The organism is Bradyrhizobium sp. USDA 4541 (assembly GCF_024171085.1).
Taxonomy (GTDB): domain Bacteria; phylum Pseudomonadota; class Alphaproteobacteria; order Rhizobiales; family Xanthobacteraceae; genus Bradyrhizobium; species Bradyrhizobium australafricanum.
Map to the genome: position 1 here is coordinate 1,849,416 of NZ_JALJZF010000001.1, position 22,623 is coordinate 1,872,038.

The window sequence follows — 22,623 nt, forward strand, 5'->3', positions numbered from 1 at the left end:
CAGGTCAGGGCACCGCGCGCAATATCCCGGCAGGCGCAAAATTGATTGCGTATCAGGAACCCGATCCGCGCGGGCGCGAATCCGTTTCGACCAAAGTCGCGTGCAACAGATAACGCTCGGGCCCCGATCTCAGCGCATCGAACGGCCAGCAGGTCGATAGCACCAGTTCACGACGGTCGGTGAGCGGATCGATCCCCGATTGATCGAAGCGGACCACCGAACTGCGATCGGCCCGATAGCGAAACATCTTGCCGTCGCTGCGCGTGACGTCGATCTCGTCACCGATTGTGACATCCCTGAGAAAGTGAAAATGCGTATCGCGGTGAGCGGAATAGACCGCGACGCCCCGCTCGCCGGCATCGACTGTCTGTTCGACATGGCCGGGGCCGAACGCCAGCGCCTGGCCGCTGCTGCCGGCAAGCACGATCGCGGAGGCGTGCAGACGCTTCACCTCGATCCGCGCCACTGGCCAGGTATCGGCCCAGCTCCACGGCCTCACCGGCTGGCCGGTCGCGATGCTTTGTGTGAAGGCGCGCTCCAGCAGCACCTGTGCGAGCAGCGCCTTGGCGTGGATATAGGCGCCCTGGCCGAACAGGATCAGGCCGATGAGGGCGAAGGCGAGGAGTGGGATGAAGCGGGGCATTGTTGCGCCTGTTGCTGTCATTCCGGGATGGTCTGAAGGACCAGACCCGGAATCTCGAGATTCTCAGGCGCGCAAGCGCGCACCATAGTTCGATGCTGCGCATCGCCCCGGAATGACATTGCGGGTTGGAAAAAAGTTGCGCGCGCGGCCCCTGGGGGACGGATGGGAACGCCGCGCGCGCTCTTGAAGGAGGAGGTTGGGGGGCACCTCCTCCTTTCATCCGACGTCATTGGGGCGACGTCTGACGCCGGTTGAACACCAGGAGGAGAATGCTCACCGTGAGCAGGATCACGCCCGCGATCATCTTCAGCTCCGCATCGGTCGCGGTCTTCGGCAGCTGGATCGTGCCGGGACCTTGCGTGGCGACCGGTGACCGCTTCAGCGCAGCGAGCTGCAGCTTGCCGTCGCCGGCGCGCCGCTCGCCCGGGACGGCCGGCAGACTCGGACGCTCGCCGAACAGCTTCGCGAAATCCCAGCCGGCGGGCAGGTTGAGCGGGAGTTCGCTCAACTTCAGCGGCTCGCCTTCCGGGCGGCTCGGCGTCTTGTCGACCGCGACAAGGCTGGTCAGCCGCGTGACGAGCTGATGCTCCAGCGCCAGCGCGAGGATGGTCTTGTCGGCGTCCTCGGGGTTCTGCTGCCGCGTGGTGCGCGCCACTTCGGCATCGGCGATCTTGCGCCGGGCCCACAGTTTCGACAGGCCCTTGCCTTCAGCGGCATTCGCGAGCGGCAGCGTCACGCTCCACGGGCGATCGCCGATACGGCCCTTGATCTCGACCGAGCCGGCCAGCTTGTCGAGCTTGGCGGCCAGCACCAGCGGCTCGTCGCGATAGACGTCAGGCAGTGCCGACGGCGTCAGGTCGGCCGCCGCCTCGGAGAATTTCGCGGAGAGGCTAGTCACCGCGGGATTTTCCAGCTTGGCGAACAGGCCGCGCATGCGCTCGTCGACCTGCTCGACCGAGCCGATATGGGTGAAGGTGCCGCGGCCGAGTTCGGCGGCGCGCGTCATCAGATAGGTGTTCGGCGCCGAGCCGATGCCGACCATGAAGACGCGCGAGCGGCCGCGCAGCGCGCTGATGGTCTCGAACAATTGCTGCTCGTTGCCGATGGCGCCGTCGGTCAGGAACACGACCTGACGGACGTAGGTGGCGTCGTCATGGTTGGTGTCGGACAGCGCTGCGCGCATCGCCGGCACCATCTCGGTGCCGCCGCGGGCCTGCAGCGCGCTGACGAACGCCGTCGCGTTGCCGACATTGGCGTTGTTTGCCGCGACCGGTGCCGGATACAGCGTGTCCGTGGTGTCGTCGAACCGGATCACGTTGAAGCGATCGGTCGGCTGCAAGCGACCGAGCGCGTAAGTCAGGCTCGCTTTGGCCTGGATGATCGAGGTGCCACCCATCGAACCGGAATTGTCGATCACGAAGATCACTTCGCGCGGCAACGGCTTCTGTTGCGCCTGCTCGACCGACGGCGGGGTGACGAAAGCGAGCAGATAGTCGGAATTGCCGACATGCTCGCGGAACAGCCCGACCGACGGCGCCTTCTCGGCGGCCGGCTTCCAGGTGAGCTCGAAATCACGATCGGCCGGCACCGGGCCTTCGGCGAGCTTGACGAGCCGCGTGGTGCTGTCGGGGCTCTCGATCCTGACCTGGTGGAAATGGCTCGTCACCTCGCCGAGCGCGAAGCCGGCGTTCAGATGCACCGTGATGTTGGTCGGATTGACCGGCGCATTTGTGGCAGGGTCGAGCACTTCGGGGGAGATGCGGTCGCGGTCCGGCACGGGATCGGTTGACGTGGCGCCCCAGCCGTTGCCGTCGGCGCGGAGATCGACGCTTTGCACCACCGGGCGCGGATTGTAGCGCGGGCCGACCACCAGCGGCACCCGCAGCGAGAACTCGCTGCCGTTCTGCTGCACCGGCTCCTGATATTCGATCTGCACCAGCACGGTTTCGCCGGGGCTGATATTGGCAACGGAATTGGTGAAGATGTTGGGCCGCTCCTGTTCGGTGAGCGCGGCCTTTTGGCCATTCTGCTTGGCCTGCTCATAGATGGCGCGAGCCTGCTGCCGCTCCTTGATGTCGCCGACCACGACGCGGTCGCCGACCACCATCTTCAGCGTGTCGACCGCGCCGCCCGCCGGCAGCGGGTAGACATAGGTCGCCTCCACCCAGTCCTTGGTCGGGTTGCGGAAGATCTGCGTGACGCGGGCGCGGACCGTCGGACCCGACACCGTGAGGTCGACGTCGATGCCGAGCCTGGTCGCGTCGGCATAGCCGTCGTCGGTCTTGAACAGCAGCGAGCCGGAACGTGCATCGCTCGGCCGCAGCACCGCCTGTCGCGGCAGCTCGGCCGACCACACCGGATCGAAGCTCACGAACAAGGCTGCAAAGCCGATCGCCAGCGCGGCCACACCTTCCACCAGAAAGAACAGCGCAATGCGCATCCTGCGCGACAGGCGGATTTGCGGGCTGCTCTCACATGCATCGTAAATCGTCATTTTCGTCACTCCCGAGCGAGGCTTTCGCTGCCTCGCGATCATGGAGAACGGCGGTTTTGGCGCGAGCAGAATGATCGGCAATGATTGGCCGCCGTCCGGCGCGGCCCGCCGCCGGCTGAGGCGGGTTTGTGCGGTTTGGTGATGGGTTGTGCGGTCTGCTAGACTGCGCGGAATCAAGGGGAACCGGGCAGGAATCTGGATGCCGACGCCTGACAAGCAGCTGTCCGCCGAGCAGAGCCGGCAGGTCGCGGAGACCATTCGCGAGGAAATCGCGCGCCGTCGCATCTCGCGGCAGGCGTTGGCCGAGCAGGCGAAGCTGAGCCTCTCGACGCTGGAGAAGGTGCTCGGCGGCCGCCGCCCGTTCACGCTGGCGACCACCGTGCGGCTGGAGCAGGCGCTGGGTGTGTCCTTACGCAAGCTGCCGGAGACGATCACGGTGGCCGCACCCGCCAATGGCGGGATCGCACCCGACAGCCTCGGGTCCTATTCGCGCCGCGCGGTGGCGCGGATCGAAGGGACCTATATCACGGTGCGGCCGTCGTTCGGCGAGCAGGGCGCGCTCTATGCCTATCGGACGGAGATCACCTGGGACGAGGCGTCGTCGTCGCTCGGCTTCCGCGAAGGCGAGCGGCAGGACGCCGACTATACGCAGTACGGCGAAGTCGCGGTGCCCAACGAATCCGGCTTCGTCTACCTCGTGACCAACAGGCACGGCCAGCATCGCGTGATCACGGTGTCGCGCCCGCGCAATTCCGGCGAGATGTACGGCATCATCACGACGCTGCTCGCCGGCCGCGGCTCGCTGCTGACGCCGGTCGCCGCGCCGATCGCGTTCCTGCCGGTGAAGAACGTGCCCAAGCCCAGCCTCGGCCGGGTGTCGGCGGATGATGCGAACTACGCCACCTATCGCGAGCATCTGCGCCGGACGATCGATGAGCCGTTCGCGATCTTTTTGCCGGGCTAGCAACGGCAGGGTTAGCTCCGTCATCCTTGCGGCGCGATTGCGCCGCTGGGCGAGCCTCGAAGGATGCACGGCCCGTATGCATCGACTCGGGAGAGAGCCCGGCCGTCGACCCTTCGAGACGCCGCTTCGCAGCTCCTCAGGGTGACGGTGAGATAGCTTGCGCGTCGCTCGGCTTGGCTTCACCCGCGATTCGCAAAACAAACGAAGCCGCCCGGATGGGCGGCTTCGCGATGGCTGATGTTTGGTGGCGGTGCGCGTCACGCTAGCCGCCGGTCTCGGCGCTGATGATGTCGCCGAACAGCTCCCACTGCCCGTTCTTGAACTGCATCATCTTGAGCTGCTCGACCGGCGCGAAGTCGGTCGCGCTGGTGTTGATCCTGATGCCGGGGATCAGCGTGTCGGGCGCAAAATCCTTCAGGCTCGCGGCCTGCTTCATCACGTTCTCACGTGTCAGGTTGTCGCCGGCCTGCTTCAGCACCTGCACCATGGTCTGCGCCGCGGCGTAGCCATAGACCAGATTGGCGTCGGCGAGGTTGGCGCCCGGCATGTACTTCTCGGCGAAGGCCATGAACTTCTTCATGCCCTCGTCATTCTTCCATTGCGGATCGGACGCGTCCTTCAGATAGCCGGCCGACAGCACGCCTTCGGAAGCTTCAAGCCCGGCGGGCTTCATCACCGCGCCGATCGAGATCGAGACGTCGGTCATTACCTGCATCGGCTTCCAGTTGAGCTCGGCGATCTTCTTGATCGCCTGCGCCGCGAATTTCGGCGTCGAGATGTTGACGAACACGTCGGCGCCGGTGTCCTTCAGCTTGACGATGTGGGAGTCGATCGACGGTTCGGTGGTCTCGTAGCTCTCTTCGGCGACGATCTTGACGCTCGACTTGTCGAGGATCTCCTTCAGGCCGACCAGGTAATCCTTGCCGAAATCGTCATTAGCATAGAAGATCGCGACCTTGGCATCCGGCTTGGCCTTCAGGATGTACTTGCCGAAGATCCGCGCCTCGACGCGATAGCTCGGCTGGAAACCCATGGTCCACGGGAAATCCTTCGGATCGTTCCACTTGCTGGCGCCGGTGGCGAGGAACAGCTGCGGCACCTTCTTGGCGTTGTGATACTTCTGCACCGCGGTCTGGGTCGGCGTGCCCAGCGCGTTGAACACCAGGAACACTTCGTCGCTCTCGATCAGCTTGCGGATCTGCTCCACGGTCTTCGGCGGCGAGTAGCCGTCGTCATAGGAGATCCAGTTGATCTTGCGGCCGTTGATGCCGCCCTGGTCGTTGATCATCTTGAAATAGGCTTCTTCGGTCTTGCCGATGACGCCGTAGGCGGAGGCGGGACCGCTATAGGCCTCGACATTGCCGATCTTGATCTCGGTGTCGGAGGCGCCGGTATCATACTTCTTTTGTGCAAAGGCGGCCTGGGTGGAGAGCAGGCAGAGCGCCGTGGCGGTTGCCAGCAGCGACAGTGTTGTTGTTCTCATAAAGGAAATTTCCTCGATTGATCTTGGTTGGGGACTTACGCAACGAACCCGCAGCCGGTCCCGGCAGACGGCAGCGGGGCAATCCTTGTCGCGGCGAATTCCGGAACGCGCGGCGCGCGTCTGGCTCACCCCGCGGTATCGGTTGGCTTCGGCCGGCTGAATTGTTGCCGGAGCGTCGGCTTATGAATTTTGCCTGTCGCGTTTCGCGGCAGGACCTCGATGAATTCGATCAGGCGCGGGCATTTGAACCGCGCCAGATTGGCCTGGCAATGCGCGTGGACCTCGGCCGGGGTCAGCGAATGGCCGGATTTCACGGCAATGATCGCCATGCCGACTTCGCCCCATTGCTCGTCGGGGATGCCGATCACGGCGGCTTCGGCGACGGCCGCCAATTGATGCAGCACGCTCTCGACCTCGGCCGGATAGACGTTCTCGCCGCCCGAGATGTACATGTCCTTCCAGCGGTCGACGATGTAGTAGAAGCCTTCCTCGTCGATCCGCGTGGCGTCGCCGGTGTGCAGCCAGCCGTCGGTGAAGGAGGAGGCATTGGCGTCCGGCCTGTTCCAGTAGCCCGGCGTGATGTTCGGGCCCTTGACCCAGAGTTCGCCGAGCTCGCCGACCGCGGCGTCGCTGCCGTCGGGCCGCACGATGCGGACCTCGGTGTGCAGCACCGGCTTGCCGGAGGAGCCGGCCTTGCGCGCGGCATCCTCGCGGTCGAGCACCATCACCGCCGGCGAGGTCTCGGTCATGCCGTAGCCCTGCTGCAGCGCGACGCCGCGCGCCTCCCAGGTCTTGAGCAGCGGCACCGGCATCGGCGCGCCGCCGACGCCGCCAATCACGAGGCGGCTGAAATCCGCTGTGGCGAAGGAAGGATGCTGCGCCATGAACTGGTAGATCGCGGGCACGCCGAAGAACACGTTGATGCCCTGCAAGGGATCGCCGATCAGCTTCAGCGCCTCGCCGGGATCGAACGCGCGCATGATCAGCACGGTGCCGCCGGCATGCAGCACCGGGTTGGTGTAGCAATTCAGCCCGCCGGTGTGGAACAGCGGCAGCACCGTCAGCAGCACCGAGGCCGGCGAGATGTAGGCGGGGCCGCCGAGATTGACGCAATTCCAGAACGTCATCCCATGCGTGATGATCGCGCCCTTCGGCTGGCCCGTCGTCCCCGAGGTGTACATGATGGTCGAGATGTCATCGAGCATGACCTCCTCGAACCGTTCGAGCGGCGCGGCTGCCGCAATGCCGGTCTCATAGGCGCCGCCCGGGCCGAGCCTCACGGTCGCAGCGACATTGCAGAGCTTTGCCACCGCAAGCGCGGTCTCGGCGAGGTCGTCGTCATGGATCATCACCTTCGGCGCGGCGTCGCCGGTGATGTAGCGCAGCTCGGGAACGGTGAGGCGGGTGTTGAGCGGCAGAAAGATCGCGCCGATCCGGAAGCAGGCGAACTGCACCTCCAGCGTATCCGTCGTGTTCAGCGCCAGCACCGCGACGCGGTCGCCGCTGGCAACCTTGAGCCCATCGCGCAGCCAGGCCGCGAGCCGCGACACGCGGGCGTCGAGCTCCGCATAGCTGAAGCGGCGTCCGCTGGCGAGATCGACAAGCGCCATCTTGTCCGGCGTGCGCCGGCGATGATGCGCGATCCAGTCGTAGTAACGAACCGGCAAATTTCCCTCCTCCGGAACGGCAGTCTTGCGCCGCCTGTTCCTGGCTCAATTGATGCCATGAATTGGCAGTGGAGGGGGCGTATAAGGATACTGTCTTGCGTTTAGTGGCTGGCAAATCGCCGGACCGGGCGTCGGCACCGATGGCAGCCACTCGACGCAAGTGAACCGGGAGAAATCCGGACATCGTCGGAGGGAAGAATCAACGGAGCACGCGGATGGCAAACCCGTTCTACACCGGCGAGCATGAGGCCTTTCGCGAGGTGATGCGGCGCTTTGTTGCCAGGGAAATCGAGCCTTATGCCCATCAATGGGACGAGGACGGCGAGTTTCCGCGCGAGCTCTATGCCAAGGCGTCCGCGATCGGGCTACTCGGCCTCGGCTTCCCGGAAGAATATGGCGGCATCGCCGCCGACCAGTTCATGAGAATCGTGGCCTCGCAGGAGCTGGCGCGTGCCGGCGCCGGCGGCGTCTCCTCGAGCCTGATGAGCCACACCATCGGTTCGCCGCCGATCGCCCGTGCCGCGCGACCCGAGGTCAAGGCGCGGGTGCTGCCGGAGGTGCTCGCCGGCAAGAAGATCTCCGCGCTCGCGATCACCGAGCCGAGCGGCGGCTCCGATGTCGCGAACCTGCGCACCAGGGCGCGGCGCGACGGCGATCACTACGTCGTCTCCGGCGAGAAGACCTTCATCACCTCGGGCATGCGCGCCGACTATCTGACGGTCGCGGTGCGCACCGGCGGCGAAGGTCCCGGCGGCGTCAGCCTGCTGTTGATCGAAGGCAATACGCCCGGTCTGTCCCGCACCAAGCTGAAGAAGATGGGCTGGTGGGCGTCGGATACCGCGACGCTTCACTTCGACGAATGCCGCGTGCCGGTCGAGAACCTGATCGGCGAGGAAGGGCAGGGCTTCAAGATCATCATGCAGAACTTCAACAGCGAGCGCATGGGCATGGCGGCGAGCTGCACCGCCTATGCGCGCGTCTGCCTCGACGAGGCGGTCGCCTATGCCAAGGAGCGCAAGACGTTCGGCAAGCCGATCGCGCAGCACCAGGTGATCAGGCACAAGATCGTCGACATGGCACAGAAGGTCGCGGTCTCGCAGGCGATGCTGGAAATGCTGGCATGGCGGCTCGGCCAGGGCGAAAGCCCGGTCGCCGAGATCTGCATGATGAAGAATCAGGCGACCCAGACCATGGCGCATTGCGCCTCCGAGGCGGTGCAGATCTTCGGCGGCGCCGGCTTCATGCGCGGTGTCAAGGTCGAGCGTATCTACCGCGAGGTCAAGGTCAACGCCATCGGCGGCGGCACCGAGGAGATCATGAAGGACCTCGCGAGCCGGCAGATGGGGTTGTGATCGCGTCAGGTGATGATGTGGTCGCGGCGAAAAGGCGGATTGTGAACCCTCCCCCTGAAAGGGGGAGGCCAGGGTGGGGGTCAAGCCGCGAGTCGGACTGCTAGTTTGACCCCCACCCGGCCCGCTCGGCATAGCCGAACGTGCCGACCTCCCCCCTTTCAGGGGGAGGTGAGAAGGCAAGGTCATTCCGGGGCGCGCGCCAGCGCGAACCCGGAATCCAGAGTTAATGGATCGAGATTCCGGGTTCGATGCTTCGCATCGCCCCGGAATGACAAAGGATAGTTCGAGAACATGCTCTTCACCGCCGACCACGACGAACCGCGCCGCGCTCTACAGAAGTTCATCGCGGCCGAGATCAATCCCCATGTCGACGAATGGGAGAAGGCCGACATCTTCCCGGCGCATGAGCTGTTCAAGAAGCTCGGCGATCTTGGCTTCCTCGGCCTCAACAAGCCGGTCGAGTTCGGCGGCCAGGGACTGGATTATTCCTACGCGCTGATGATGGCCGAGGAGCTAGGCGCCATCACCTGCGGCGGCGTGCCGATGGCGATCGGGGTGCAGACCGACATGGCGACGCCGGCGCTGGCGCGGTTCGGCTCCGACGAGGTGCGGCGCGAATTCCTCAACCCGGCGATTGCCGGCGATCACGTCGCCTGCATCGGCGTCTCCGAGCCCGGCGCCGGCTCCGACGTCGCCTCGATCAAGACCAGTGCGCGCGCCGACGGCGACGACTACGTCATCAATGGCGGCAAGATGTGGATCACCAACGGCACCCAGGCCGACTGGATCTGCCTGCTCGCCAACACCAGCGACGGCCCGGTCCATCGCAACAAGTCGCTGATTTGCGTGCCCATGAAGACAAAGGGCGTGCAGATCGCGCGCAAGCTCGACAAGCTCGGCATGCGTTCGTCGGATACGGCGCAGATCTTCTTCGACAATGTCCGGGTGCCGAAGCGCAACCGGATCGGCGAGGAGGGCCAGGGCTTCACCTACCAGATGATCCAGTTCCAGGAGGAGCGGCTGTGGGGTGCGGCCGCCTGCCTGAAGGCGCATGAATTCATCATCAACGAGACCATCGACTACACTCGCAACCGCAAGGCGTTCGGCGGCTCGATCCTCGACAATCAGGTGGTTCACTTCAAGCTCGCGGAAATGCAGACCGAGGTCGAGCTGCTGCGCTCGCTGATCTATCGTGCCGGCGAGGCGCTGGTGGCCGGCGAGGACGTGACGCGGCTCGCGACCATGGCCAAGCTGAAGGCCGGCCGGCTCGGCCGCGAGCTTACCGATGCCTGCCTGCAATATTGGGGCGGCATGGGTTTCACCAACGAGACGCCGGTCAGCCGCGCCTATCGCGACAGCCGCCTGACCTCGATCGGCGGCGGCGCCGACGAGGTCATGCTCATGGTATTGTGCAAGATGATGGGCACGCTGCCTGGCCTGAAGCAAAAGGGAAACGCCTGATGATCACGCTCTATCACTGCGACGCCGCGCGCTCGTTCCGTCCGCTGTGGATGCTGGAGGAGCTCGGGCTTGCCTATGAGCTGAAGATGCTGCCGTTCCCGCCGCGCGTGTTCGCCAAGGAATATCTCGGCATCAATCCGCTCGGCACCATCCCGTTCATGATCGATGGCGAGACCAGGATGACGGAGTCCTCCGGCATCTGCCATTATCTCGGCACCAAATACGGCCCGACGCCGCTGATCGTCGGCGTCGACGAGCCGGCCTATGGCGCGTTCCTGAACTGGATGTATTTTTCCGACGCGACGCTGACCTTCCCGCAGACGCTGGTGCTCCGCTACAGCCAGCTTGAGCCGGAGGAGCGGCGCAACCCGCAGGTCTCGGGCGATTATGCAAAATGGTTCCTGGGCCGCCTGCGCGCGGTCGAGGCCGCCGCCGCGAAGTCGGAATTCCTCTGCGCGGAACGCTTCACCGCAGCCGACATCGCCAACGGTTATGCGCTCCGTCTCGCCAGCAATATCGGCCTCGCCAAGGATTTCGGGCCGAATGTCGCGGCCTATTGGGCGCGGCTGCAGCAGCGCGACGGTTACCAGCGCGCGGTCGCGGCGGAGCAAAAAGCCGGTCAGGAACAGAACGTTGCGCCGCGGGCGCGGCTTTAGCGCTCGTCATTCCGGGATGGTGCGTTAGCACCAGACCCGGAATCTCGAGATTCCGGGTTCGATGCTGTCGCATCGCCCCGGAATGACGACGTTTCGTTGCAGTGACAGCGTGCGAATTTGCGTTATGGTAGCTCCGCCGCAGCGGCCCAAAGAGCCGCGCGAGGAGGAACCGCCATGGACGCGATCGTGGACGCGAAGTGCCAGAGCTCCAGCCAGCAATCCGGTCACCGGATGCTGATCACGCCGGAACGGGTGTTCTATGCCGGGCTGCTCGGCCGCCCGCGCGAGCGCTGTCCCGGTGCATTCCATGTCTATGTCGCGATCCGCGACGGCTTGCATCTGTCGACCAGCGAAGGCCGCGAGTCGCATGGCGAGCTCGCGGTGACGATGCCGAACCTGCGCCACACCATCACCAGCGAATATCGCTCGGCGATCTGCGTCGCGATCGAGCCGGAAAGCGTGCCCGACGGCACGCTCGAAGCCGTCGCCCGCCGTCTGCAAGGATCGGACTCCCATCTGTTCGCCAATCGCATTCGCAACGCCTATGCGACGCTCGCCGAGATGCAGCATCGCGATGCGATCGCGAATGCCGAGTTCGACACCATGTGCTTCGGCGACGCGCTGCCGCAGCGCGTGCTCGATCCGCGTGTCGTGCGCGCGATCGGCCGCATCGGGCAGTTCTCCGGCGAGCCGGTAACTGCGGCGGGCTGCGCCGCCGAGGCCGGGCTATCGCCCTCGCGCTTCCTGCATCTGTTCAAGGAGGAGACCGGGATTTCGTTCCGCTCCTTCCGCGCCTGGAAGCGCGCGCGGCATCTGCTGCACTTCGCCAACCAGGACATCAACCTCGCGCATCTCGCGCAGGATATCGGCTATCCCGATAGCACGCATTTCAGCCACTCGATCCGCCGCTTCTATGGCTTGAAGCCGCGCGCGATCTTCTCCGGCTCGCGGGACCTTGCGATCTACCGCACCGGGCAAACCGCGAGCGAGCGCGCGCTGACGTAACCTCCGCTGTCGTCCCGGCGAACGCCGGGACCCATACCGCGTGATCTATCCGTGATGCGGGATGGCAGACGCGCTGTTAAATAATGAGCAGCGGTGGTTATGGGTCCCGGCCTTCGCCGGGACGACATTGGGGTTGTTCTCCGCTACAAATTCGCGCCCTGGATCACCTCCCCGAACCGCAGCCAGCCCGGACCTTCGATCCGTTGCAGCTGAAGCTGCTGCAGCGGGTGATGATTGGTCGGGCTGGTGTTGACGCGGATGCCGGGCAACAGCGTCGGCACCTCGATGTCCTTCAGGTTGTTGGCCTGCGCCATGATGTTGTCGCGCGTGAAATTGCCCTTGCACTGCTCGAGCACGATCTTCAGCACCTGCGCCACGGTGTAGGCGTAGAGGTTGTAGCCTTCCTTCGGATTGCCGTCGGGGAAGTACTTCTCCATGAAGGCGAGGAAGTTCTTCACGCCGGGATCATTGGCCCAGGCGGGGTCGGCGACGTCCTTGACATAGGCCGACGAGATCGTGCCCTGCGACTTGTCGAGGCCGACAGGCGCGATGGTCGAGGAGATCGAGGCGGCGCCGCTGGCGATGAAGTGCATCGGCTTCCAGCCGAGCTCATAGATCTTGCGGATCGACTGCGCGCAGAACTTTGCCGTGGTGCCGGAGATCAGCACATCTGGGTTGCCGCCGCGCAGCGCAACGATCTGGGAATCGATCGTGGGATCGGTAACCTCGTGCGAGGCCACCACGGCCGCGGTCGCGAACCGCTCGCCGAGCACGTCCTTGGCTCCGGCGACGAAATCCTTGCCGAGGTCGTCGTTCTGGTAGAGCACCGCGAATTTCGCGTTCTTGTTCTGGCTCAGTGCATACTTGACGAACACCTGCGCCTCGGTCCGCGCGCTCGGCGCAAAGCCCATGGTCCAGGGATAGGTCTTGTAGTCGCCCCATTTGTCGCCATTCACCGACAGGAACAAGTGCGGCACCTTGGCGGCGTTGATGTATTTGACGACCGACGAGTTCGGCGCGGTACCGAGCATGTTGAACAGGAAGGCGACATTGTCGCTTTCGATCAGGCGGCGCACCTGCTCGACCGTCTTCGCCGGGTTGAACGCATCGTCGTAGTAGATGTATTTGATCTGCCGGCCGGCGATGCCGCCCTGCTCGTTCAGCATCTTGAAATAGGCTTCCTGGCAGCGCGCCTGCACGCCGAGCGCGGATACCGGGCCGCTCAGGGAGGTGGTGCTGCCGATCCTGATCTCGGTCGCGGTGACGCCTGGCGTGTCGTCGGCCAGCGAAGGCTTAAGACCCGCGACCGCGGCAAGTCCCGCGCCTGCCGCGCCGGTGAGCCATGTGCGCCGGTTGATCGAGACCATGACGTTCTCCCCGTGATGCCGGCTTGTTGCGCCGCTTCTGCTTGGCAGCAAGGTTAGGCGTGATACGGGCGCCGCGTCTTGTGTTAACCGGCTGGCGGCAGATCGTGTCGTCGCCGCATCCACTTAGCCAGTCAACGCAAGATGGCGCGAAGGCAAAGTTCTCATCATGGCGAAATCAGCAGCGCATGTGCGCTGCAAAGCGGACAAGAGACCCATGAGCGACAAGGCCGTCATCACCTGCGCGCTGAACGGCGTGCTTACCGACCCGAAGCAGCACAACGTTCCGGTGACGCCCAAACAGATGGCGCGCGAGGCCAAGGCCGCGTTCAACGCCGGCGCCAGCATCATGCACATCCATCTGCGGCAGCAGGAGCCGAACAAGGGCCACCTGCCGTCGTGGGATGTCGGCGTCAGCAAGGAGATCCAGCAGGCGATCCGCGAGGCCTGCCCCGGCGTGATCATCAACCACACCACCGGCACCTCTGGCCCGAACTACCAGGGCGCGCTCGATTGCGTGCGCGAGACGCGGCCCGAGATCGCCGCCTGCAATGCCGGCTCGCTGAATTATCTGAAGGTGAAGGCCGACAACACCTGGGCCTGGCCGCCGATGATGTTCGATAACGCGGTCGAGAAGGTGCAGGACTATCTCGACGTGATGAAGGCGGCCGGCACCATTCCCGAATTCGAGTGCTTCGATGTCGGCATCGTGCGTTGCGTTGGCATGTACCGGCAGACCGGGATGTATTCCGGTCCGCTCGAATACAATTTCGTGATGGGCGTCGCCTCGGGCATGCCGGCCGATCCGGAGCTGTTGCCGATCCTCCTGAAGCTGAAGGCGCCGGAGGCGCATTGGCAGGTCACCGCGATCGGCCGTGCCGAGATCTGGCCGCTGCACCAGCGCGCCGCCGACCTCGGCGGCCATCTGCGCAGCGGGCTCGAGGATACGTTCTATCTCGGCGACGGCACCAAGGTGACGTCGAACGGGCAGCTCGTCGAAGGTCTCGCCGCCTGCGCGCGCCGCGCCGGCCGCGAGATCGCGAGCCCGGCCGAGGCGCGGCAGATTTTTGGAACGCGACACTGACCGTCATTCCGGGGCACGCGAAGCGTGAACCCGGAATCTCGCGCCACACCTCTGGATTCCGGGTCCGCGCTTCGCGCATCCCGGAATGACGGAGCCCGGGAGGAGAAACGCATGCACAATCTCGCAGCAACCGGCGGCGTCACCGGGCCGGGTCGTATCGGCCGGGTCGCGATCGGCGACCTGTTGAAGCGCGCCGCGCGGCGGTTTCCGGATCGCATCGCGCTGACCGACGGCAGCAGGCAGGTCACCTTCACCGAACTCGAGCGCGACGCCAATCGCTTCGCCAATCATCTGGTGCAGCGCGGGCTGAAGCCGGGCGAGAAGATTTCGACCATCTGCAACAACTCTGTCGAATTCGTCAAAGCGCTGTTTGGCATTCACCGCGCCGGGCTGGTCTGGGTGCCCATCAACACCATGCTCGGACCGGCTGATATGGACTACATCCTCGGCCATGCCGAGGTGCGTTTCGCCATCATCGATGACGCCCTTCATGCCCAGGCCGACCGCCGCGCCGCGCTGGAAGCGCGCGGCATGGAGATGATCGCGATCGATCTGACCGGCAATGCCGGCAAGACCGGATTGCAGGAGTTCAACGGTCTGTTGGAGGGACAGTCCGATATCGAGCCTGACATCGAGATCAACGACCGCGACCTCGCGATGATCATCTATACGTCAGGTACGACCTCGCGGCCGAAGGGCGCGATGCATTGTCACCTCGCCGTTGTCATGGCCGTGATGAGCAATTGTATCGAGATGCAGCTCTCGCGCGATGACGGGATCACCGGACAGTTTCCGCTGTTCCACTGCGCCGGCCACGTGTTGCTGCTCAGCTATCTCTCGGTCGGCGGCCGCATGGCGCTGATGCGCGGCTTCGATCCGGTCGCGTGCATGGAGGCGATCGTGCGCGACAAGCTCACCGTGTTCGTCGGCCTGTCGTTGATGTATCAGGCGATCCTCGACCATCCGCGCCGGCGCGACTACGACCTGTCAGGCCTGCGCTGCTGCATCTACACCATGGCGCCGATGGGCAAGCCGCTGCTCGAGCGCGCCATGGCCGATCTCTGTCCGAACTTCGTGCTATCCAGCGGCCAGACCGAGATGTATCCGGCGACGACGATGTCCCGCCCGGAGGTGCAGCTCGACCGTTTCGGCAATTACTGGGGCGAATCGCTGATCGTCAATGAGACCGCGATCATGGACGACAACGGCAATCTGCTGCCGCGCGGCGAGATCGGCGAGCTGGTGCATCGCGGACCCAATGTGATGATGGGCTACTACAAGGACCCCAAATCGACCGAGGAGGCGCGCAAGTTCGGCTGGCACCATACCGGCGATCTTGCTTTGATCGACGGCAACGGCGAGGTGCTGTTCCTCGACCGCAAGAAGGATATGATCAAGTCGGGCGGCGAGAACGTTGCCTCCGTCAAGATTGAGGAGACGTTGCTGGCGCATCCCGCCGTGCAGAACGCCGCCGTGGTCGGCCTGCCGCATCCGCAATGGGGCGAGGCGGTCTCCGCCTTCGTCAAGCTGAAGCCCGGCGCGGTGGCCGACGAGGCCGGCATCGAGGCGCATTGCAGAAAGCATCTCGGTGGCTTCCAGGTGCCGAAGCTGGTGCGTATCCTCGAGGAGATGCCGATGACCGCGACCGGCAAGCTACGCAAGGTCGAGCTGCGGCAGCAATACAGTGGGCATTTTGTGGAGCGCGCCTAGTGGCCATCATCGAGAACACGATTTCCACCGGCAGCGCCGCCTTCCAGGGCAATCGCGACGGCATGCTGGCGCTGATCGCCCGGATGCGCGCCCTGGAGGAGCGGACGCGCGCAGCCTCCGCCGCGGCAAAGGACCGCTTCCACAAGCGCGGCCAGCTATTGCCACGCGAGCGCGTCGCGCTGGTGCTCGATCCCGGTTCGCCCTTCCTCGAACTGTCGACGCTCGCCGGTTACATGTTCGACGTAGCGGATGCGGACAAGAGCGTGCCCGGCGGCGGACTGGTCGCGGGCATCGGCTTCGTCTCCGGCATCCGCTGCATGGTCAGCGCCAATGATGCCGGCATCGACGCGGGCGCATTGCAGCCTTACGGCCTCGACAAGACGCTGCGGGTGCAGGAGCTCGCGCTGGAGAACAAGCTGCCCTATGTGCAGCTGGTCGAGAGCGCCGGCGCCAACCTGCTGCGCTACCGTGTCGAGGACTTCGTCCGTGGCGGCAACATCTTCCGCAACCTGGCGCGGCTGTCGGCGGCAGGGCTTCCCGTCGTTACCGTCACCCACGGCTCCTCGACCGCGGGCGGCGCCTACCAGACCGGTCTCTCCGACTACATCGTGATGGTGCGCGGCCGCACCCGCGCGTTCCTTGCCGGGCCGCCTCTGCTCAAGGCGGCCACCGGCGAGATCGCGACCGAGGAGGAGCTCGGCGGCGCCGAGATGCACACCCAGATCTCCGGTCTCGGCGATTATCTCGCCGAGGACGACCGCGATGCGCTCCGCATCGCGCGCGAGCTCATGGCCAAGCTGCCTTGGGATCGTTCTTGGGATCGGCCGGCCGCCGAACCGGCCGCGTTCAAGCCGCCACGTTATGACGCCGAGGAACTGCTCGGCATCATGCCGATGGATCACAAGCGCCCCGTCGACATGCGCCAGGCGATTGCGCGCTTCATCGACGATTCCGACTTCACCGAGTTCGGCGCCAATTACGGCCCGGCGACGGTCTGCGGCCACGCGCGCATCGAGGGGCAGGCGATCGGCATCATCACCAATAATGGCCCGCTCGACGTGCCCGGCGCCAACAAGGCGACGCATTTCATCCAGGCCTGCTGCCAGTCGCGCACACCGATCCTCTACATGAACAACACCACCGGCTACATGGTGGGCCGGGCCTATGAAGAGGCCGGCATGATCAAGCACGGCTCCAAGATGATCCAGGCGGTGACCTCGGCGACGGTGCCGCAGATCACGCTGTATTGCGGCGCCTCGTTCGGCGCCGGCAATTACGGCATGTGCGGCCGCGGCTTCCATCCGCGCTTCTGCTTCTCCTGGCCCAACGCCAAGACCGCCGTGATGGGCGGCGAGCAGGCCGCCGAAACCATGGCGATCGTGACTGAGGCCGCCGCCGCGCGGCGCGGCAAGCCGATCGAGAAGGAGAAGCTGGACGCGATGAAGGCGCAGATCACCGGGGTGTTCGACAGCCAGATGGACGTGTTCTCGACCAGCGCCCGGGTGCTCGACGACGGAGTGATCGATCCGCGCGACACGCGGACGGTGCTTGCCGAGGTGCTTACGATCTGCCGCGAGGCCGAGGCCCGCAGCCCGCAGCGCATGCAGTTCTCGGTGGCGCGGCCATGAGCGGGGCAATCGTGAAGCGGACGCCGTTCTTCAAGATCCTGATCGCCAACCGCGGCGAGATCGCGCTGCGCATCATGCGATCGGCACGGCGGCTCGGCCATGGCGTCGTCGCGGTCTATTCGGACGCCGACCGTGACGCGCTGCATGTGCGCGAGGCCGACCAGGCGGTGCGGATCGGCGAGGCGCTGCCGGCGCAATCCTATCTGAAGATCGACGCGATCATCGCCGCGGCCAAGGCGAGCGGCGCCGGCGCGGTGCATCCCGGTTATGGCTTCCTCGCCGAGAACGAGGATTTTGCGCATGCCTGCCGCGATGCGGGTCTGGTGTTCATCGGTCCGTCGCCGGAAGCGATCCTTGCGATGGGCAACAAGGCCGGCGCCAAGGAGATCATGCAGCGGGCCGGCGTGCCCTGCGTGCCCGGCTATCAGGGCGCCGACCAGAGCGATGCCGTGATGCTGGCGGAAGCCAGGGCCATTGGTTTTCCGGTCATGATCAAGGCGGTCGCCGGCGGCGGCGGCCGCGGCATGCGGCTTGTCGCCGATGCGGCGGCATTTCCCGACGCGCTGCGCAGCGCGCGATCGGAGGCGCAGGGTGCGTTCGGCGATCCGACCGTCATTCTGGAGCGCGCGATCGTCAATCCCCGCCACATCGAGATCCAGGTGTTCGGCGACCGCCATGGTAACGCCATCCATCTCGGCGAGCGCGATTGCTCGGTGCAGCGGCGACACCAGAAGCTGGTCGAGGAGGCGCCGTCGCCGGCGGTGACGTCGGAGCTGCGCGCGCGGATGGGCGCGGTCGCGGTGCAGGCGGTCAAGGCGATCGGCTACGAGGGCGCCGGCACGCTGGAATTTTTGCTCGATCGCGCCGGCAATTTCTACTTCATGGAGATGAACACGCGGCTGCAGGTCGAGCATCCCGTCACTGAGGCGATCACCGGGCTCGATCTGGTCGAATTGCAGCTGCGCGTCGCCAGTGGCGCGCCGCTCGGCTTGACCCAGGAGGACGTCAAGTTCTCCGGCCATGCCATCGAGGTGCGGCTCTGCTCGGAGGATGCTGCGCACGATTTCATGCCGCAATCCGGCACGATGGCGCGGTGGCAGATGCCCGACGGTATCCGCGTCGAGCACGCGCTGCAGTCCGGCTCGGAGATTCCGCCGTTCTATGATTCGATGATCGCCAAGGTTATCAGCCATGGCACGACCCGCGAGGAGGCGCGCGGCAAGCTGATCTGTGCCCTGGAGCAGGTCACGGCCTTCGGCGTCACGACCAACCAGGGCTTCCTGATCGACTGCCTGCGCTACCCTGTCTTTGCCAGGGGCGAGGCGACCACGGCCTTCATCGGCGACAACCGCGATGCGCTGCTGGCGCCGCGGCCCGATCGCGGCAGCGATCTCGCGCTTGCGGCGCTGCTGCTCTACGTCACCAATCCGCACGCACCGCCATGGCAGCGCGGGCGGTCGCTCGCAGCGACATTCCCGCTCGGCCTGCGGATCGATCTCGGCCGCGGCGTGCAGGAGATCGAGATTGTCCGCGAGCGCGACGGCAGCTACATCGCGACCCGCAACGGCGATCGCTTCAGCTTCGTGATCGACGAGCTCAGCCGGGACAGCATCCGCTTCCACCACGATGGGGTGATGGAGCATGCCCAATTCCTGCGCGATGGCGACCGGCTCTATATCCTGCATCGCGGCGTCACGCTGTCGGTGCGCGATCTCGCCCTCGCGCCGCCGGAGAGCGCGACGGCGGCCGGCGGTGACGGCAAGGTCCGCGCCGCCATGAACGGCCGGGTCGTCGCGGTGCTGGTGAAGCCGGGCGACAAGGTCGCGGCCGGCCAGCCGGTGATGACGCTGGAAGCGATGAAGATGGAGCACGTCCACACCGCCGGCGTCGCGGGCACGGTATCGTCGATCGATGTCGCCGAGGGCGAGCAGGTGACGACGGGGAAGATCGTGGTGGAGATCGAGGCCGCCACATAACCGCCGTCGTCCCGGCGCAGGCCGGGACCCATAACCACCGCTGTATGTTGTTGGAGCAAGCTGTGGCCCCAGTTTGGCAAATCAACGGGCATTCGGGGTAATGGGTCCCGGCCTTCGCCGGGACGACATTTATGAGGCCGCTTGCCCGGTCCCGTCATTCAGCCAGCAGGCGATCTGATGCGCCGGGCCGGCCGCCTGCAGCGCCGGGCGTTCGCTTTTGCAGCGATCCATCGCGTAACGGCAGCGGGTGTGGAAGGCGCAGCCTGAGGGCGGGTTGATCGGGCTCGGCACGTCGCCGTCGATCAGCGGTGCGGTTCGCTTGGCCTTGGGATCGGCAATCGGCACCGAGGCGAGCAGCGCCTGGGTGTAGGGATGGCGCGGATTGGCGAACAGCTCGTGCTTGTCGGCGATCTCGACAATGCGACCGAGATACATCACCGCGACGCGGTGGCTGATATGGGCGACGACCGCCAGATCGTGCGCGATGAACAGATATGAGAAGTTCTGCTTGCGCTGCAGGTCGATCAACAGATTGATCACCTGCGCCTGGATCGAGACGTCGAGCGCGGAGACCGGCTCGTCGCAGACGATCAGCCGCGGCCCGAGCGACAGCGCACGCGCGATGCAGATGCGCTGGCGCTGGCCGCCGGAGAACTGGTGCGGAAAATTCTTCATCTGGTCGGGCCGCAGGCCGACCTGCTGGAACAGTTCCGCGACGCGCTCCTGCTTCTTCGCGCCGGTCGCGAGGCCATGCACAATGAGGGGCTCGCCGACGATGTCGCCGGCCGTCATGCGCGGGTTGAGCGAGGCGAACGGATCCTGGAACACGATCTGCATCGAGCGCCGGTACGGCCGCAGCGCCGTCTTGCTGAGCGGCGCGATGTCCTCGCCATCCAGCTTGATGGCGCCGCTGGTCGGCTCGACCAGCCGCAGCACGGTGCGCGCCACCGTCGACTTGCCGCAGCCGGATTCGCCGACCAGGCCGAGCGTTTCGCCGGCGCCGAGCGCGAAGCTGACGCCGTCGACCGCATGCACGGTGCCGACCTGCCGGCGCAGCACACCGCCGCGCACCGCGTAGTGCTTGACGAGGTCGGTCACCTCGAGGAGCGGGCGCTGTTCGGTCATGACGCCTCCGCCATCTCGCCGGCGCGCCAGCACGCGGCCCAGTGATTGCTCTTGATCTCGTCGAGCGGCGGATATTCCTGACGGCAGCGGTCGACCGCCAGCTTGCAGCGCGGCGCGAAGGCGCAGCCGGGCGGCAGCTTGGTCAGCGACGGCACCATGCCGGGGATTTCGGTCAGCCGCGCATCGGTCTTCGCGCCGAGCGCGATCACCGCCGGCATCGAGGCCATCAGTCCGCGGGTGTAGGGGTGCAGCGGCGTCTCGAACAAAGCTTCGACCGTCGCCTCCTCGACCTTCTTGCCGGCATACATCACGATCACGCGCTGCGCGGTTTGCGCGACGACGCCGAGGTCGTGGGTGATCAGGATCAGCCCGGTGCCGAGCCGCTTTTGCAGATCGACGATCAGCGCCAGGATCTGCGCCTGGATGGTGACGTCGAGCGCCGTGGTCGGTTCGTCCGCGATCAGGAGCGCCGGCCGGCACGCCAGCGCCATCGCAATCATCGCGCGCTGGCGCATGCCGCCGGACAGCTGATGCGGATATTCCTGCGCGCGGCGCTCCGGCTCCGGAATCCGCACCAGCCGCAGCATGTCGACCGCCTGCTTCCAGGCCTCCTTGCTGCTGACCTTCTGGTGCAGCCGCACCGCCTCAATGATCTGGTCGCCGATCCGCATCACCGGATTGAGCGAGGTCATCGGCTCCTGGAAGATCATCGAGATGCGGTTGCCCCTGATGTCGCGCATCGCGGCATCGTCGAGCTTCAGCAGATCGGTGCCCTCGAGCGTCACCGAGCCGCCGACGATGCGGCCGGGCGGATCGGGCACCAGCCGCATGATCGACAGCGCGCTGACGCTCTTGCCGCAGCCGGACTCGCCGACGATCGCCAGCGTCTCGCCGCGGCGGACCGAGAACGAGACGTCGTCTACCGCGCGGAACAGGCCGGAGTTGGTGAAGAACACCGTTTGCAGGTTCTTCACGTCGAGAATCGTATCGAGCGTCTTGGCCTCGCTCATCAGCCGCGCTGCCTCGGATCGAGAATGTCGCGCAACGCGTCGCCGAACAGATTGGTGCCGAACACCGCAAGGCTGATCGCAATGCCGGGGAAGATCACCAGCCATGGCGCGGTGCGGACATATTCGGCGGCGGATTCGGACAGCATGCGACCCCAGGACGGATAAGGCTCGGGGATGCCGAGGCCAAGGAACGACAGCGACGCTTCGGTCAGGATGGTTGAGCCGAGCTGCGCGGTGGCGAGCACGATCAGCGGCGCGATGGTGTTGGGCAGCACGTGGCGCAGCGCAATCCGCATCTCGCTCATGCCGATCGATTTGGCGGCCTCGACGAACGGCTGCTCGCGCAGCGCCAGCGTGTTGGCGCGGATCACGCGCGCGACCGTCGGGATCAGGGGAATTGCGATCGCCAGGATCACGTTCGGCAGCGAGGGACCGAGCGCCGCGGTCATGACGAGTGCGAGTACCAAGAGCGGCAGCGACTGCAGGATGTCGGTCACCCGCTGGAACACGAGGTCGACCCAGCCGGAGAGATAGCCAGAGGCGAGGCCGACGATCACGCCGAGCGTGGCGCCGAGCGTCGTCGAGCCGATGCCGACCGCAAGCGAGATCCGCGCACCATGGATGATGCGGCTCCAGACGTCACGGCCGAAGGAGTCGGTGCCGAACCAGTGCAGCGCGGACGGCGCAGCCAGCCGGTGCGCGGAATCGACGCTGAGCGGATCGTAGCGGCTGATGACGTTAGCGAAGATCGCGGTCAGCACGAACAGCAGCATGATGACGAGGCCGACCGTGCCGAGCACGTGGCGCTGCGCGAGGAACGCAAACCGTCCCCAGCCACCGGTGGCGTTGGCCCCGGCACGTCGCAATTCGCTGTCGAAATTGATCGTCGCCACGTGTCAGCTTCTTCGCCTGATGATTGCAGAACGGTCTTCTCCCTCTCCCCGCTTGCGGGGAGAGGGTTGGGGTGAGGGGGGCTCTCCGCAAGCGCGGTGGGCGTTGGA

The 22,623-nt window shown here is 65.6% G+C and carries 17 protein-coding genes; 9 read left to right on the forward strand and 8 right to left on the reverse strand.

Translation table 11 applies throughout. The features are described 5' to 3' along the window. Positions 1 to 52: 52 nt before the first annotated feature. Positions 53 to 643: a class GN sortase gene (locus tag J2R80_RS08625; protein ID WP_253638366.1), complete on the reverse strand. Its 591-nt coding sequence runs from the start codon at positions 641 to 643 to the stop codon at positions 53 to 55. 226 nt (positions 644 to 869) lie between these two features. Continuing rightward, positions 870 to 3,083: a marine proteobacterial sortase target protein gene (locus J2R80_RS08630; RefSeq protein WP_375162645.1), complete on the reverse strand. Its 2,214-nt coding sequence runs from the start codon at positions 3,081 to 3,083 to the stop codon at positions 870 to 872. 253 nt (positions 3,084 to 3,336) lie between these two features. On the opposite strand from J2R80_RS08630, the gene J2R80_RS08635 reads away from it, so the two are divergent. After that, positions 3,337 to 4,101 carry a helix-turn-helix transcriptional regulator gene (locus J2R80_RS08635; RefSeq protein ID WP_229191111.1) on the forward strand — a complete coding sequence of 255 codons (765 nt, stop codon included), beginning with the start codon at positions 3,337 to 3,339 and terminating at the stop codon, positions 4,099 to 4,101. Positions 4,102 to 4,363: 262 nt separating this feature from the next. Here the strand turns inward: J2R80_RS08635 and J2R80_RS08640 are convergent, their stop codons facing one another. After that, positions 4,364 to 5,584 carry an ABC transporter substrate-binding protein gene (locus J2R80_RS08640; protein ID WP_057021197.1) on the reverse strand — a complete coding sequence of 407 codons (1,221 nt, stop codon included), beginning with the start codon at positions 5,582 to 5,584 and terminating at the stop codon, positions 4,364 to 4,366. Between the two features lie 125 nt (positions 5,585 to 5,709). Beyond that, on the reverse strand, positions 5,710 to 7,251 hold the full coding sequence (locus J2R80_RS08645) for a long-chain fatty acid--CoA ligase (protein WP_057021198.1): 1,542 nt from the start codon (positions 7,249 to 7,251) through the stop codon (positions 5,710 to 5,712). A gap of 215 nt (positions 7,252 to 7,466) precedes the next feature. Here J2R80_RS08645 and J2R80_RS08650 point away from each other — a divergent pair, with 215 nt between their 5' ends. The 4 genes from J2R80_RS08650 (at position 7,467) to J2R80_RS08665 (ending at position 11,725) form a co-directional block, all read left to right on the forward strand. Then, entirely contained in the window at positions 7,467 to 8,603 is a 1,137-nt protein-coding gene (locus tag J2R80_RS08650) for an acyl-CoA dehydrogenase family protein (protein WP_057021199.1), read from the forward strand. 291 nt (positions 8,604 to 8,894) lie between these two features. After that, entirely contained in the window at positions 8,895 to 10,064 is a 1,170-nt protein-coding gene (locus tag J2R80_RS08655; protein ID WP_253588605.1) for an acyl-CoA dehydrogenase family protein, read from the forward strand. Continuing rightward, positions 10,064 to 10,720: a glutathione S-transferase family protein gene (locus J2R80_RS08660; protein ID WP_057021201.1), complete on the forward strand. Its 657-nt coding sequence runs from the start codon at positions 10,064 to 10,066 to the stop codon at positions 10,718 to 10,720. Before J2R80_RS08655 ends, J2R80_RS08660 begins: the two co-directional genes overlap by 1 nt. Before the next feature lie 174 nt (positions 10,721 to 10,894). Continuing rightward, positions 10,895 to 11,725, forward strand: coding sequence for a helix-turn-helix domain-containing protein (locus tag J2R80_RS08665; protein WP_057021202.1), 831 nt, complete (start codon positions 10,895 to 10,897; stop codon positions 11,723 to 11,725). A gap of 143 nt (positions 11,726 to 11,868) precedes the next feature. Here the strand turns inward: J2R80_RS08665 and J2R80_RS08670 are convergent, their stop codons facing one another. After that, the gene (locus J2R80_RS08670) at positions 11,869 to 13,092 is read right to left on the reverse strand and encodes an ABC transporter substrate-binding protein (protein ID WP_076834865.1); all 1,224 of its coding nucleotides are present in this window, start codon (positions 13,090 to 13,092) and stop codon (positions 11,869 to 11,871) included. Positions 13,093 to 13,306: 214 nt separating this feature from the next. Here J2R80_RS08670 and J2R80_RS08675 point away from each other — a divergent pair, with 214 nt between their 5' ends. From J2R80_RS08675 to J2R80_RS08690, 4 genes are all read left to right on the forward strand, one after another. After that, positions 13,307 to 14,173, forward strand: a complete 867-nt coding sequence (locus J2R80_RS08675) for a 3-keto-5-aminohexanoate cleavage protein (protein ID WP_253588606.1) — start codon at positions 13,307 to 13,309, stop codon at positions 14,171 to 14,173. A 111-nt stretch (positions 14,174 to 14,284) separates the two neighbouring features. Beyond that, positions 14,285 to 15,883 (forward strand): AMP-binding protein, encoded by a 1,599-nt coding sequence (locus J2R80_RS08680; RefSeq protein WP_253588607.1) that lies wholly within the window; start codon positions 14,285 to 14,287, stop codon positions 15,881 to 15,883. After that, on the forward strand, positions 15,883 to 17,511 hold the full coding sequence (locus J2R80_RS08685; RefSeq protein WP_229191119.1) for an acyl-CoA carboxylase subunit beta: 1,629 nt from the start codon (positions 15,883 to 15,885) through the stop codon (positions 17,509 to 17,511). Before J2R80_RS08680 ends, J2R80_RS08685 begins: the two co-directional genes overlap by 1 nt. After that, positions 17,508 to 19,487, forward strand: coding sequence for an acetyl-CoA carboxylase biotin carboxylase subunit (locus J2R80_RS08690; protein ID WP_253588608.1), 1,980 nt, complete (start codon positions 17,508 to 17,510; stop codon positions 19,485 to 19,487). The genes J2R80_RS08685 and J2R80_RS08690 overlap by 4 nt, the downstream gene beginning before the upstream one ends. A 129-nt stretch (positions 19,488 to 19,616) precedes the next feature. Here the strand turns inward: J2R80_RS08690 and J2R80_RS08695 are convergent, their stop codons facing one another. The 3 genes from J2R80_RS08695 to J2R80_RS08705 are packed head-to-tail and all read right to left on the reverse strand — an operon-like array spanning position 19,617 to position 22,515. After that, positions 19,617 to 20,612 (reverse strand): ABC transporter ATP-binding protein, encoded by a 996-nt coding sequence (locus J2R80_RS08695; RefSeq protein WP_253588609.1) that lies wholly within the window; start codon positions 20,610 to 20,612, stop codon positions 19,617 to 19,619. Then, positions 20,609 to 21,622: an ABC transporter ATP-binding protein gene (locus J2R80_RS08700; RefSeq protein WP_076834870.1), complete on the reverse strand. Its 1,014-nt coding sequence runs from the start codon at positions 21,620 to 21,622 to the stop codon at positions 20,609 to 20,611. Before J2R80_RS08700 ends, J2R80_RS08695 begins: the two co-directional genes overlap by 4 nt. After that, positions 21,622 to 22,515 (reverse strand): ABC transporter permease, encoded by an 894-nt coding sequence (locus J2R80_RS08705; RefSeq protein ID WP_016848340.1) that lies wholly within the window; start codon positions 22,513 to 22,515, stop codon positions 21,622 to 21,624. The genes J2R80_RS08700 and J2R80_RS08705 overlap by 1 nt, the downstream gene beginning before the upstream one ends. Positions 22,516 to 22,623: the final 108 nt, after the last annotated feature.